This is a genomic window from Dysgonomonas sp. 25 (genome assembly GCF_010501075.1).
In the GTDB taxonomy this organism is placed as follows: domain Bacteria; phylum Bacteroidota; class Bacteroidia; order Bacteroidales; family Dysgonomonadaceae; genus Dysgonomonas.
Genome location: NZ_QVMN01000004.1, coordinates 79,657 through 93,293, shown reverse-complemented (window position 1 = coordinate 93,293; position 13,637 = coordinate 79,657). Strand labels below are relative to the sequence as shown.

The following is a 13,637-nucleotide window of genomic DNA, read 5'->3' as shown; positions in this document are numbered from 1 at the left end:
GCCGGATGTGAATCCGACCTCAACTATTAACCTACTTTAGAAATTTCTTGCGTAGCCATTCCCTGACAGGCAAATCGTATAATTTCATCGACAGGTATGCTACTAATATAGAAACAACTACCACGAGTAAACCATATGGCCACGATTCGGCCAGCGAATACTTATTATTAGTAACCCATGCCATATATACATACACTATCGGGAAGTGAGTGATATAGATAGGATAGGATATATCCCCCAAGAATTTGCATAACCGGGAAGCTTTCTTGCCTCTAACCTTCCCCCCTGCACCTAACCAAACAATGAAAGGGAACATGATTATCAGGCAAAAGCATTCATATAAACCATTCATCCAAAGGCTATCCGCTCCACCCAAACGGGGAACAGAGAATAGAACCACCAGTAAAACACTTGCTATCAGGAAAGCATTTTTAATATAGCGCAACTTCCCGATACGAGCCATCAACAAACCGGCAAGGAAAGGGAAAGCAAGCCGCGTAAAGCCAATTCGCAATTGGGTAGGGTCACTGATAGACCATCCCCCGATGATATCGCCGTTAGGATTTGTCAAAGCGTACTGAATTGTAACTCCTGCTGCTGCGACAAGCAGAATAGACAAAATAATCTTCGGCAAATGACGGAAAACAAGCGCATACAGGATATTGGCAATATATTCGAAAAAGAGCGACCAAGCCGGCCCGTTGAGCGGGTGCATCTCGCTCCATCCTCTGATATCCAACCCTTTTCCGACAGGAATCAGCGTCAGGCCAATCACCATTACCAACAGCATCTTCCACACGGGAACTTGTTGTATCTCCCAGCCCAAAGCAGGAGAATCCTGAAAATAAAACAACAATGCCCCTATTATCGAACCGATTATAATCATCGGCTGGAGGCGGATTATACGACGTTTGAAAAAATCTTTCAGCGTCATTTTCCCCCAACGGTCATCATAGGCATATCCGATTACATAGCCGGAAAGGAGGAAAAAGAAATCGACCGCTAAATAGCCATGATTGATTATTTGTGCGGCATGATCGCCTCCCGAATAAATTTCTAAGACATGAAAGAGAACGACGACTAATGCGGCTACACCGCGTAGCCCGTCGAGAATCTCGTAATGGGGTTTTGAGTCAGCCAAACTTAATGGTTGTTGTTTCATTTTAGTATTTCCGTATTATTTACTGATTGAACAAAAGTTATTTCTTAACCATTGCAAAAATAAGGCTAATTCTGCAACAGCGATTGTTTTATTTTTAATTAGTATTGTCTTATATTTGCATTATGCCTATTTTTATATAAAAACATGAAGGAAAATATAAAATATAGTCACAACCTTGAGATCACAGGAGCATCTTTCTTCTATGATCATGTCCATATCAATTACGAAGACCAAATTAGTTTGCATCAACAGGAATCATGGGAACTGTCTTATGTTATCACAGGCAGGGGAACACGGGTAATAGGAGATTTGATGGAATCATTTTCCGAGGGGGAAGTAATCCTTATTCCACCAAATATAGCACATTGCTGGTATTTCGACGCTTCCATACATGATACCGAAGGTAAAATAGAGAATATCTCCATCACATTCTCTAACAAGCTGTTAGAGAATTGCAGAAGTATTTTCGTAGAACTAACTGATACAATCCGGCAAATACAAGAAAACTCAAATGCTATATCTTTCTCGATGGAAACCTTATCGGAAATACAGCAAATTATGTTATCTATGTCAAAGGAAACAACTGCCGAAAGAATTGTATCATTTATCAGACTACTGAATATAATAGCCAATCCTCATACAACCAATATTGTAGGTCATCCCACAAGAGAAGACAAGAAAACCAAGAAAATACAAAGCATTTACTTGTATGTGATGAATAATTATCAACACAATATAACGCTTGAAAAGATTGCACAATTTGTAGGAATGGAAAAAAGTTCTTTTTGTGTATTTTTCAAGAAAATGACAAATAAATCCTTTTTCACCTTTTTGACTGAATACAGAATCGACTCTTCTTGCCAAATGCTTCTGGAAACAAATAAAAGTATATCTGAGGTCTGCATTGCTTCGGGTTTCAGAGACGTGCCATACTACAACCGAATTTTCAAAAAGATAAAACATATCACTCCCGGCGAATACAGGAAACGTTATCGTACCAAATAACCTCAAGCGGCAGAAGTTATCCCATCCGCAAGATAGCATCACCTAATCCAAAAATCATTTCGAAGTAGAGATATAGTGCCATGAAGCATCCGTACAATCCAACCATAGACAGGATGGCAGATATACAGTTTATTATCTTTGACTCAGAGTCTTTGAACCTGATGGCAGTAAAAAAGATATTTATCGCAAAGAAAACAGCAATTACCAACATATAGGGAACAAAAAGCAGCAAAAAGAAGGAGATAGTCCCAAACCCAAGATCCGGTGACAACCCGTCAATAATAGTATCGGCATTACGTACCAGAAAAGCAGGAATCAGCAAAAGAAATATCCCTATCAGCGTAATAAAGAATAATGTATAGCTCCTTTTTTTCGATAATTTCAGCATGTATTTGTATATTTGTAGAATATAGGATACGTCTCGGCTTTCGCTATATCTGTAAACAATCGCAAGGTATTAATATTTTTATAAACTATATTCAATAAAACAACAATAAGATGAAACTGCGTACATTATTTACGATACTTATATTCTCGGTCATGGCCTGCGGAAATACTTTTGCGCAAGACAAAAAAGACAACAAGAAAGAAACTATCACTTATGATGTTTCGATGAGTTGCGAGAAATGTAAAAAGAAAATAGAAAAAAACATCGCATACGAAAAGGGCGTAACAGACATGCAGGTCAACCTGCCTTCCAAAACCGTAACAATCGAATACCGGAAAGATAAAACAACGCCCGAAAAACTTCAGCAGGCATTCGAAAAGTTGGGATATACAGCTGCTGTTCATAAGGAAGAACCAGTAAAAACTAATGAATAGGAAGAAATGAACTAACAATGTCAGAATCTGTTTATAAACAGATAAAAGACTGCGTTAATTTATTTTTCACCAAATCATTTAAAAACTGAAAATTATGAAAAAAGTATTGTTTGTTGCAACTTTCGCTGTATTCGCATTCTATTCTTGTGGTAACAAAACACCGAAAACAGAAAGCGAAGTCCTGATTGAAGAAGTTGAAGAAATCAAAGAAGTACACAATGCCCGCAATTCGCTCGATTATTACGGGACATACGAAGGTGAACTTCCTGCTGCCGATGCTCCGGGCATAAAAACGACTATCGTATTGAATAAGGATAATACTTATACCCGGAAAGTCGTATTTGTCAATCGGAAAGACAACATCCCGGAAGAAAAAGGCAACTTCACATGGAATGCCGATGGCAATATCATCACGCTCGAAGGAGCTGAAAAAGCCAACCAGTATTTCGTTGCCGAAAACAGGCTATTTGCCTTAGACATCAACGGTCAGCGCATAACCGGCGATTTAGCCGATAAATATGTGCTTACAAAAAAATAAAATTTGCTTATGAGTAATGTAACTATTCGCTGCCTGAACAATAACACCTACAAGGAGTTTCCTAAAGGAAGCTCCTTGCTTGAGATCAAAGAAGCCCTTAACATTCAATCTGACTACCTGATTATCAATGCTAAAGTAAACAACAAAACCGAACCGCTCGAATACGAAGCCTACAGCGACAAAACGGTGGAGTTTATGGATATTACCTCCCAATCGGGTATGCGCACGTATGTCCGTTCGCTTTGTTTTATCCTGTCAAAAGCGATATCGGAAATTCTGCCCGACGAGCGTTACAATTTTGAACACCCTATTTCGAAAGGCTATTTCTGCAAACTGATAAACCGAGAGAAAGTCAGCCAGGAAACGGTAGATGCTATAAAAAAGCGTATGCTGGAACTTGTGGCGGAGAATCTGCCTTTTATCCACGTCGAAGAGGAAACGAGCAAGATAGTGGAGATGTTCCGCGAAAGAGGCTATCACGACAAAGCCCTTTTGCTCGAAACTTCCGGCGAGCTATATTCCAAATACTATAAATTGGGCGACTCTGTCGACTATTTCTACGGAAGCCTCGCTCCATCGACAGGATATATCCAATTATTTGATTTGATTCCTTACGAGAACGGGCTTTTGTTGCGTATACCGAACAGAAGGAACCCGAAGGAACTGGAACCGGTAACGGAGCAGCCTAAGATGTACAACGTCTACAAAGAAGAACTGAACTTCCTCAACATTATCGGATTAGATAACGTCGGGGATCTCAATAAAGCCAATCTGGAAGGACGAACTTCCGATATTATTAAAGTTTCCGAAGCCTTGCAGGAGAAAAAAATCGCCGACATTGCCACGCAAATCGCTCACCGTTTCAACGATGGGGTACGCGTAGTACTTATTGCCGGACCATCCTCATCGGGAAAGACGACAACCCGTATGCGCCTCGAAGTGCAACTGATGGCAAATCTTATCAAGCCGGTAGGGCTTTCGCTCGACAACTATTTTGTTGACCGCGAAAAGACGCCGCTCGACGAAAACGGGGATTATGATTTCGAATCGTTATATGCTTTGGATCTCGACTTATTCAACAGCGACCTCACTAATTTGTTGAAGGGTGAAAAAATTGCTCTCCCTACTTTCAATTTTACCACCGGCAAGCGCGAATATAAAGGAGACGAATTGCAATTGCACGAGAACAATATACTCGTCATAGAAGGTATTCACGGTTTGAATCCTGAGCTTACCCCACACATCCCCGACAGCAAGAAGTTCCTGATATACGTATCGGCGCTGACTGCTATTTCATTGGACGACCACAACTGGATTCCGACAACGGACAACCGCCTGTTGCGCCGCATGGTTCGCGATTTCCGCTACCGTGGCTATTCGGCTATCGACACGCTATCGCGTTGGCCGAGTGTACGTAAGGGCGAAGACAAATGGATATTTCCTTATCAGGAGAACGCCGATGTCATGTTCAATTCGGCTATGATATATGAATTAGCCGCTCTGCGAAAATATGCAGAACCTATTTTAAGGCAAGTGCCGAAAAACATACCGGAGTACTCGGAAGCACACCGCCTGCTGCGTTTCTTAGGCTATTTTCATTATATCAACGACAGGGAATTGCCTCCTACATCGTTGCTGCGCGAATTCTTAGGAGGAAGTAGTTTTAAATATTAGTTTTGAGTGAAGTATATTTTCACGCGGCACAAATCCTTCGGGGTTTGTGCCGCTTTTTTTACTCCGTTTCCGCTTTATATTCCATTATATCTCCCGGTTGACATTCCAAGGCATTACAGATTGCCTCCAATGTTGACAGCCGGATAGCCTTTGCCTTCCCGTTTTTCAATATCGAAATATTAGCCATCGTTATCCCCACTTTCTCGGATAACTCGGTGACGCTCATCTTTCGCTTTGCAAGCATCACATCTATGTTGATTATTATTGCCAAGTTGTTTCGTTTAAATGGTTAAGTCGTTTTCCGATTTCATATCTACGGCATTTTGCAATATTTTTTCAGCCACAGTAGCAGCAGTGCCTATTATGGCAGAAATGAAAATCATAAAAAGCCCGATAGCAACGCCTCCGGCAATATCTTCCGTCGCACGCTGAATTATAAAGAAATAAGCTTCGGCGCCTGCAATAAAAAGGATAAGAGCTATCGCACAATACTTGATAATCCGCAAAGCTTTCACCGATTCCGGAGAGAATATCCGGTCTTTCCTGACGTATCCTAACAGCCTGAATACTTGATATAACACTACAAAAAAAGATATAGACGAGATATAGACATACGCCAGAAAAGGATCGTTGAAATAAATCTCAAAGAGCGTCGCACCAACGTTTCGCCCCTCGAGATGAGGCTCCCAAAGCATAAAAGAAAGAGTGCCAATGCCAATAAAGACAATGACTACCTGAAGAAATACTATCGATATTCTTTTCATCATGACTTTCAATTTTTTAATTATTCATTTTGATTTATGCAAAGATAATAAATATTTATCGATAATCGATAAATATTTATTGATATTTTTATGCAAGCTATTATTTTTTTGCATAAAAAGTCTTACATCAGGCTTATACAGCCCGGTTAAACACATCAGATGAAAAAGAATTAAGTTAAATAGAAATCTCCGAATCACCGAGCAAGGATTCCAGATAATCCTTGTCTTTCTCCAGCAGTGCCAGAGCTTCTGCCGCCGCGTGTTGTTGCGATTCTTTTTTAGAGCGACCGACTCCTTCGCCTGCAACCTTTCCGCAAATATAGGCCACCGATTTGAATGTCGGGTTATTCTGGGCATCGATGGAGCTGTCTACAACCTCGAAATCGACTGGGATCTTATACTTCTGTCCCCACTCTATCAGTCGCGACTTGTAATTTTCGTCTTCCTTGGCAACCTGCTCTATGTTCAGGTATTGGTTAATCAGACGCTCTTTCACAAAGCGTTTCGAAACACGATAGCCCTGATCTAAATATATAGCCCCTATCAGCGCTTCCAGCGCATTGCCATACATATGCGTATTCTGTGTGATGCGGGTAGAGGTCTTTACCAACTTATCTAAGCCCAGATTCAGCGCCAGCTTATTCAATGTTTCCCGCTGAACGATACGGGCACGCATATTGGTAAGGAAGCCTTCTTTCTTGTATTCGAATTCTTTGAAAACAATATCGGCAACAATAGCATCGAGGATAGCATCGCCCAGAAATTCGAGTCGCTCGTTATTAATCCATTTGCCATTGCTCAATTTAATAGAGGAAGACTTGTGTGTTAACGCCTGTTCGTATAAGGTTATATTGTAAGGATAAAAGCCAAGTATCTTGTAAAAAAAAACATAAGGCTCCTTCCCTTTGCGCGGAAGAAGCCTTATTGTCCGATATAGTTTCTTAAACACTGTTTATTTCTTATACTTCTTTACGATGATACAAGCGTTGTGCCCGCCAAATCCAAAAGTATTCGATAGCGCAGCATTTACTGTACGTTCCTGTGCTTTATTGAATGTCAGGTTCAATTTGTAGTCGATAGCCTCGTCTTCGTCACCATCTTCGTGGTTGATAGTCGGAGGAATCACATCGTCTTGCACGGCAAGCGTACAGAACAATGTTTCCAAAGCTCCGGCAGCACCCAGCAGGTGTCCGGTCATCGACTTAGTCGAACTGATATTCAATTTGTAAGCATGATCACCAAAGATTTCTTTGATTGCAATCAATTCCGATGGGTCACCAACAGGCGTCGATGTTCCGTGTACATTGATATAATCGATATCTTCAGGTTTCATTTGGGCATCTTCCAATGCAGCTTTCATCACAATCTTCGCGCCTAATCCTTCAGGATGCGACGCAGTCAGGTGATATGCATCGGCAGACATACCTCCACCTACTACTTCAGCATATATTTTAGCTCCGCGAGCTAATGCATGTTCTAACTCTTCGAGTACCAAGCAAGCAGCTCCCTCACCCATCACAAATCCGTCGCGGCTTGCGCTGAAGGGACGAGATGCTGTTTGAGGAGAATCGTTACGTGTCGACAGAGCAGTAAGCGCATTAAAACCTCCTGTTCCGGAAATGGTAATAGGCGCTTCCGAACCACCGGTTACAATAGCTGTCGCTTTACCCAGACGGATAAGGTCGAAAGCCACTAACGCACTGTGGGTAGAAGAGGCACATGCAGAGACCGTACCGAAGTTCGGTCCACGCAATCCATGGCGCATGGAGATAAAACCTGCAGCAATATCCGCAATCATCTTAGGGATGAAAAACGGATTGAACTTAGGTCCCATATCCTGATGCAGGAAGTAATTTCCTACTTCGTCCTCGAAGCTTTTGATACCTCCGATTCCGGACGAAAAAATAACACCAATACGATCGGTGTTTTCTTTTTCGAAATCGAAACCAGCGTCTTTAATAGCCTCTTCGGATGCGGCAACTGCTAACTGTGTATATCTGTCGCACTTACGTGCTTCCTTTCTATCAAGGTATTGGCTTGGATCGAAATCCTTTACTTCGCAAGCAAATTGAGTCTTGAATGCTGAAGCATCGAAAAGAGTAATAGGTCCGGCACCACTTACCCCCTTCTTGGCATTTGCCCACGTAGTGGCCACATCGTTTCCAAGCGGTGATACTGTTCCCAGACCTGTTACTACAACTCTTTTTAATTCCATAAATTTATTTTATAGGAACAAAAATTTATTTTGTATTTGCTTCGATGTAAGAGATAGCGTCTCCTACTGTAGCTATTTTTTCAGTTTGATCATCTGGAATTGAGATACCGAATTCTTTTTCAAATTCCATAATCAATTCAACTGTATCAAGTGAATCAGCTCCTAAATCGTTAGTAAAGCTTGCAGTATCTGTTACTTCAGATTCTTCTACGCCTAATTTTTCAACGATAATCGCTTTTACTTTTGATGCTACTTCAGACATAATTTTTAGTTTTAATTAATTAAATGAATTATTTATTCTTATTTTTGTCGGTGCAAAGTAAAAGCTTTTTATTCATATAACGCAAATATTTTGCGGACAAAATAGTTAAAACTGCACATTTTTTTTACATATGTGCATTTTTCGAAAGGATTCTTCAAATGACTAAAGTTGCCATTTTCGCCTCAGGTTCAGGCTCTAACGCAGAGAATATCGCTCACTTTTTTCAAGGGAATAAAAACATTCATATCTCTCTGATTGTTTCTAACAAAGCGGATGCCTATGTCCACGAGCGGGCAAAAAAACTGGGCATCGAATCGGTCACTTTTACTAAAAGTGATTTCGAAAGCACAAGTAAAGTAATTAACTGTCTGGTCAATAAGGAAATTGATTTTATTGTTTTAGCAGGATTTTTATTAAAGGTTCCGCAAAACATTATCGATTCTTATCCTTATTGCATTATCAATATCCACCCTGCCTTACTCCCCAAATACGGAGGAAAAGGAATGTACGGTAACAATGTACACAAAGCTGTAGTGGAGGCCAAAGAAAAAGAATCGGGAATTACGATACACTATATCAACGAGAATTACGACGAGGGTGATATCATTTTCCAGATGACATGCCCTATTGATAAGAATGACACATTCGAAGATGTAGCCCAAAAAGTCCATGCTTTAGAATACGAACATTTTCCGGCTATCATCCAGACTGTGATAATGAAAGAGAAAACATAAACAAATAATGAAGAAGTGGCTGTATAGACAAGCAATCGACCTCAAGATTTTATTCAAATTATTTTTACCAAAAGGCAAAGCAGAATATATTTTGTTTTCGGGATTGCTCGTATTTTACCTTATCTATTCCCTTTATATCGCCTTTCATTCGTCGATTATAGACAGTACTGTTTTCGAAACAGATATTTACTTTTCGTTCGACAATCCTTTAGTGTTGAAACAGGGGCGTACACAGATGGCAGGACATCCGCTGATGATGATTTTTTATTATCCGTTTGTCGTTTTGGGAGATTTACTTGCCTCTTTTGCCGGATTCAAGGCTAAGACGGTGTTGTTTGTCTTGCTCTCGGCCAGCCTGATAAGCATGTCGTGCGTATACATAAACCGCTACCTGAAAGAGATAGCAGAGGTGAAAAACAGTGCAGCACTGCTTTTCACGATGTTCTATGCATTCACCTTCACCAATCTCTTATTGGCCTTTACCGCAGAGAGCTTCACCCTATCGGCATTCTTCCTTTCGTTCAACGTCTATTACTTTTCGCATTATATCAAGAAAGGCGAAGTGCCTTCGTTGACTTCTACCGCTATCATATCTTGTCTTTTCTTAGGCGGCGTGACGATTACCAATTTTGTAAAAGGTGTTATCCCAACGTTGTTCCTAAACTATCCATGGAAGAAGATTCTCAAACGCATCTTGGGATTAGGATTGATTTTCGCAATAGTTTTTGTGGTTATCGAAATCGGATTTCAGGTATTCTTAGATAAAAGTCTTCTCGGATATGTATTCGTGCATCAAGGCAGACATACCCCAATGGCTTTATCTTTCGAAAGCATCAGGCTATATGCCTTCCACCACCTTTTCGGTACGCCGATATTTATATCCGACTATTGGCTCTACAGCAATATGATCAACCAAACCGATTATAAGGAATGGTATCAGTACCTATTCACATGGCTGTTGCTTATAACAGTTGTGATAGGATTGGTCAGGAATTACCGGAACAAATTCGTGCAAATGATATTTTTGCTCTTGCTGGTAGATATATCTATCCACCTCCTCCTGAAATTCGGGCTGACGGCGCCGTTTATCTACGGCGGGCACTGGATATATTGTATTCCTCTGATATTGGGCTGGCTATACAAATCGCTGAAAGGGAAAGTGCAGACTGCCTATGTCTGTTTTGCAGGATGCCTGTTCGTCGTGATGGTTATAAACAACCTCATCGGGTTATCCCGTTTTATATCGATTGCCGTAGAGAATTTCCCTGCCCTTCAATAGCTCACCTTATATAAATATTGCCTACTTTTGTTTCTAATTAGATTACCAACAGGTGATCCGGAAGAATCAGCATAATGAAGAAAATCGTATCATATCTCAAACTGATAAGGGTGGACCAGTGGGTAAAGAATGTCTTTATCCTTTTGCCGCTATTCTTTTCTTTTCGCTTCACTGAAATTCCTTTAATCATTGCTGCTGCATTAGCCACAACAGGCTTTTGCCTGATAGCCAGCTGTGTCTATATCATCAACGACTGGAACGATATAGAGCAGGACAGGCTGCACCCGACAAAGAAAAACCGACCTTTAGCATCGGGAGTTATATCGAAATCTGAAGCATTGGTTATGCTCTTTATCCTGTTAGCCGGAGGAGTATGTATATACACATTCGCCCTGCAGAATATAAATGCCCTGATACTGGTTGTTTCATATCTTATACTGAATATCTTATATTCTTTCAAGCTGAAACATATCCCGATACTGGACATCTGTATTGTGGCTATCGGTTTTGTTATCCGGGTATTTATAGGAGGACTGGTGACCGGAATCCTAGTATCGAACTGGCTGATAATAATGACTTTCCTGCTTTCCTTGTTTATGGTACTCGGCAAGCGGAGAGACGATGTTGTGATAGCTGAAAAGACAGGCAATATCACCCGCAAAAACATAAAAGGTTACAACCTGACATTCCTCAACGCTGCCATAATGGTATCGTCTGCAATCATCTTGGTTTCGTACATTATGTACACAATAAGCCCGGATGTAGTCGATCATCACGGAGAATATTTATACCTCACCACTCTGTTCGTATTCATGGGGCTGTTCCGGTATATGCAAATCATTTTTGTGGAAGAACGCAGTGGCAGCCCGACAAAAGTGCTTATCAAAGACCACTTTATACACATCATCATTGTCTGCTGGGGTATCTCGTTCGTCTTAATTCATTATTTCCTGCGATAAATCATGGAGAAGGGCAAAAAAGTCATTGCAGCATTCGACTTCGACGGAACTATCACTACACGCGATACGCTTTTCGATTTCATCCGCTTCTACAAAGGTATGCCCCGCATGCTTGCCGGGTTATTCTTACTTGCCCCTGTATTAGTAGGCTTCAAGTTAGGCTTCATCAGAAACAGCCGAGCCAAAGAGATACTATTTACGCACTTTTTCAAAGGGGAAAAGGCAGAGCGGTTCGACGAAGTGTGTGCAGCATATAGTGCCCGCATAGACGAGATTGTCCGCCCCAAAGCCCTCGAAAGAATAGCATCGCACCTCGAAGATAACGATACTGTAATTATTGTCAGTGCGTCCATCGATCGATGGATCATTCCTTGGGCAAAGAAAACAGGATTGAAAGAAGTTATAGGAACACAGATAGAAGTTACCAACGAAAAAATTACCGGACGATTCCGTAGCGAAAACTGCTACGGGCAGGAGAAAGTAAACCGTCTGTCCACAGCATACCCCGACCGCAATTCCTACATCCTGTATGCTTACGGAGACAGTTCGGGGGACAAAGAACTGTTAGCCTTTGCCGATTATCCTCATTATCAAGTCTTCTGATTATTATTTCTTATTCTGAATATTCTGCTTTACGCGGCGGACAGAGCGTTTATTAGTATCTTTTTCCGGTTGCTTGGGTTGGTCTTTTTTAACCTCTTTTTTGCCCTGTTTCTTTTCTTCTTTCTGTTTATTCTGCTGTTTTACAGGCTCTGCGGATTCGGGAGCAGGCTCTTCTTTAGGAATGACCTTATATTCGGTTTCTTCTATTATTTTCACATTATCCTCAACGACAACATTGTTTGCGTTTCCTTTGTAGACATACTGATCAAGCTTCAGTTTACGGGCCGACGAAGGAGTTATATCGATCCAGATTTCGCCGTTAGGATTCCCCGAAACCGTACTCGCCACTCGGATATCCCTGTTCAGTATATACGATTCCTTTATCCTGTCCAGCATATCCTGCCCTACTTCCTTGCCGTTGACGAAGTAAGTCGGGCGGTTACCGTAACGTTTCTTTATCTCGATAAAGTCCTCGACGGTTGTTTCTTCTTTCTTGAGCAATTCGAGATAGACATCATCCGCCACGCGGGCTTTCTCCTTATTCTGGCTGACAATGGAATTCAGCCTCAATCCCAATCCTTCATTCCTGTTTTTCAGGACTATATTATTGCTCTCTACTGCTGTCAGCAAATCATTGATATCCAGCAAAGCGGCTTCCGAAGTTTCATACTTTGTCGTATCAGCTCCTATTATCGCTTTAAGATATTCGATAGAATCAGTCTCCGATTTGAATTTGCGCTCACCGTCATTCAGCCACTTAAAACTCCGGTCCCGGATAATCTTACTGCGCGGGACAAATGTTTCACTCTGCGCCCACAATAACGATGGGAGCACGATAAAGACTGTTAAGGATAGTATACGTAGTACGAACTTCATTTCTATGATTTGTAATACAACGGCAAATATACAAGATTTTTTCTTAACTACAGGGAGTTATCCCATTTTTAGCATATTCTTAACGCATTCGCCCGAAAAGAAAAAGCCCATCTGAACAAAAATACAGACAGGCTCCGGCAATACTTTTTAGATTTCCATCAGTGTTATTCGTTATTCATCTTGTAACTCAATGCTCCCGAAGGGCATTGACTTATCTGAACCTTCAACTGTTCTGTTGTAGCATTCTCCGGTTTCACCCAAGGTCTTTCTTTCGGGTTATAGACCTGAGGTAATGCCCTTACGCAAACCCCTGAATGGATGCACAACTCGGGATTCCAGATGATGGTAATTTCACCATTGGTATACTCTTTTATCTTTTCCATATTATCTCTTTTGATGACTACTTAATAATTATTTCCTTATTACCAGCCTACGCCAATCGGGATTCTTTTGCAAATAACCGACAACAAAAGGACAGAGCGGCACAAGCCGTAAATCTTTCGCTTCAATATCTTTCAATACCTTTTCCAGCAATTGAGTAGCTATTCCGCGTCCTTCGAGGGGGATGGGCACTTCGGTGTGCGTGAGATATATCGCTCCTTTATTGGTCTTTATATATTCTATCTTAGCCAGATAACCATCTATGTGAAACTCGTACTGTTTCTCTTCCGTGTTGTCTATCAACGTATAATCTTTCATTTTTCAGCCCTTTCTTTTTTTTAAATCAACAGATATGTTTCTATT

At 41.0% G+C, this 13,637-nt stretch carries 18 protein-coding genes; 8 read left to right on the top strand and 10 right to left on the bottom strand.

All coding sequences use genetic code 11. The annotated features are described in order from the left end of the window. Positions 1–31: 31 nt before the first annotated feature. Entirely contained in the window at positions 32–1,162 is a 1,131-nt protein-coding gene (locus tag D0T66_RS08045; RefSeq protein ID WP_163356744.1) for an acyltransferase, read from the bottom strand. Between the two features lie 144 nt (positions 1,163–1,306). Here D0T66_RS08045 and D0T66_RS08040 point away from each other — a divergent pair, with 144 nt between their 5' ends. Beyond that, positions 1,307–2,167 (top strand): AraC family transcriptional regulator, encoded by an 861-nt coding sequence (locus D0T66_RS08040; RefSeq protein WP_163356743.1) that lies wholly within the window; start codon positions 1,307–1,309, stop codon positions 2,165–2,167. A 16-nt stretch (positions 2,168–2,183) separates the two neighbouring features. On the opposite strand, the gene D0T66_RS08035 is transcribed toward D0T66_RS08040, so the two are convergent. Continuing rightward, positions 2,184–2,555, bottom strand: coding sequence for a hypothetical protein (locus D0T66_RS08035; RefSeq protein WP_163356742.1), 372 nt, complete (start codon positions 2,553–2,555; stop codon positions 2,184–2,186). A gap of 110 nt (positions 2,556–2,665) precedes the next feature. Here D0T66_RS08035 and D0T66_RS08030 point away from each other — a divergent pair, with 110 nt between their 5' ends. From D0T66_RS08030 to D0T66_RS08025, 3 genes are all read left to right on the top strand, one after another. Then, entirely contained in the window at positions 2,666–2,989 is a 324-nt protein-coding gene (locus D0T66_RS08030; protein ID WP_163356741.1) for a cation transporter, read from the top strand. A 94-nt stretch (positions 2,990–3,083) separates the two neighbouring features. Next, positions 3,084–3,527, top strand: a complete 444-nt coding sequence (locus tag D0T66_RS16200; RefSeq protein ID WP_185154829.1) for a copper resistance protein NlpE — start codon at positions 3,084–3,086, stop codon at positions 3,525–3,527. Between the two features lie 9 nt (positions 3,528–3,536). Further along, positions 3,537–5,201, top strand: a complete 1,665-nt coding sequence (locus tag D0T66_RS08025; protein ID WP_185154828.1) for a nucleoside kinase — start codon at positions 3,537–3,539, stop codon at positions 5,199–5,201. 58 nt (positions 5,202–5,259) lie between these two features. On the opposite strand, the gene D0T66_RS08020 is transcribed toward D0T66_RS08025, so the two are convergent. From D0T66_RS08020 to D0T66_RS08000, 5 genes are all read right to left on the bottom strand, one after another. Next, complete coding sequence (locus D0T66_RS08020) at positions 5,260–5,472, bottom strand: helix-turn-helix transcriptional regulator (RefSeq protein ID WP_163356740.1); 213 nt, start codon at positions 5,470–5,472, stop codon at positions 5,260–5,262. 10 nt (positions 5,473–5,482) lie between these two features. Further along, entirely contained in the window at positions 5,483–5,968 is a 486-nt protein-coding gene (locus D0T66_RS08015; RefSeq protein ID WP_255489774.1) for a DUF2975 domain-containing protein, read from the bottom strand. A 172-nt stretch (positions 5,969–6,140) separates the two neighbouring features. Beyond that, positions 6,141–6,914, bottom strand: a complete 774-nt coding sequence (gene rnc, locus D0T66_RS08010) for a ribonuclease III (protein WP_163356739.1) — start codon at positions 6,912–6,914, stop codon at positions 6,141–6,143. A 3-nt stretch (positions 6,915–6,917) separates the two neighbouring features. Continuing rightward, positions 6,918–8,180, bottom strand: coding sequence for a beta-ketoacyl-ACP synthase II (fabF, locus tag D0T66_RS08005; RefSeq protein ID WP_163356738.1), 1,263 nt, complete (start codon positions 8,178–8,180; stop codon positions 6,918–6,920). 25 nt (positions 8,181–8,205) lie between these two features. After that, positions 8,206–8,442: an acyl carrier protein gene (locus D0T66_RS08000; RefSeq protein ID WP_163356737.1), complete on the bottom strand. Its 237-nt coding sequence runs from the start codon at positions 8,440–8,442 to the stop codon at positions 8,206–8,208. Between the two features lie 158 nt (positions 8,443–8,600). Between D0T66_RS08000 and D0T66_RS07995 the strand changes: the two genes are divergently transcribed. From D0T66_RS07995 to D0T66_RS07980, 4 genes are all read left to right on the top strand, one after another. Beyond that, the gene (locus D0T66_RS07995) at positions 8,601–9,176 is read left to right on the top strand and encodes a phosphoribosylglycinamide formyltransferase (protein ID WP_163356736.1); all 576 of its coding nucleotides are present in this window, start codon (positions 8,601–8,603) and stop codon (positions 9,174–9,176) included. 7 nt (positions 9,177–9,183) lie between these two features. Further along, positions 9,184–10,455 carry a DUF6080 domain-containing protein gene (locus tag D0T66_RS07990; protein WP_163356735.1) on the top strand — a complete coding sequence of 424 codons (1,272 nt, stop codon included), beginning with the start codon at positions 9,184–9,186 and terminating at the stop codon, positions 10,453–10,455. Positions 10,456–10,529: 74 nt separating this feature from the next. Next, on the top strand, positions 10,530–11,414 hold the full coding sequence (locus D0T66_RS07985) for a decaprenyl-phosphate phosphoribosyltransferase (RefSeq protein WP_163356734.1): 885 nt from the start codon (positions 10,530–10,532) through the stop codon (positions 11,412–11,414). Between the two features lie 3 nt (positions 11,415–11,417). Further along, complete coding sequence (locus tag D0T66_RS07980) at positions 11,418–12,017, top strand: HAD family hydrolase (protein WP_163356733.1); 600 nt, start codon at positions 11,418–11,420, stop codon at positions 12,015–12,017. A gap of 3 nt (positions 12,018–12,020) precedes the next feature. On the opposite strand, the gene D0T66_RS07975 is transcribed toward D0T66_RS07980, so the two are convergent. From D0T66_RS07975 to D0T66_RS07965, 3 genes are all read right to left on the bottom strand, one after another. Next, the gene (locus D0T66_RS07975) at positions 12,021–12,893 is read right to left on the bottom strand and encodes a hypothetical protein (RefSeq protein WP_163356732.1); all 873 of its coding nucleotides are present in this window, start codon (positions 12,891–12,893) and stop codon (positions 12,021–12,023) included. Positions 12,894–13,057: 164 nt separating this feature from the next. Beyond that, the gene (locus tag D0T66_RS07970) at positions 13,058–13,276 is read right to left on the bottom strand and encodes a (4Fe-4S)-binding protein (protein WP_163356731.1); all 219 of its coding nucleotides are present in this window, start codon (positions 13,274–13,276) and stop codon (positions 13,058–13,060) included. A 28-nt stretch (positions 13,277–13,304) separates the two neighbouring features. Further along, positions 13,305–13,592, bottom strand: coding sequence for a GNAT family N-acetyltransferase (locus tag D0T66_RS07965; RefSeq protein WP_163356730.1), 288 nt, complete (start codon positions 13,590–13,592; stop codon positions 13,305–13,307). Positions 13,593–13,637 lie beyond the last annotated feature (45 nt).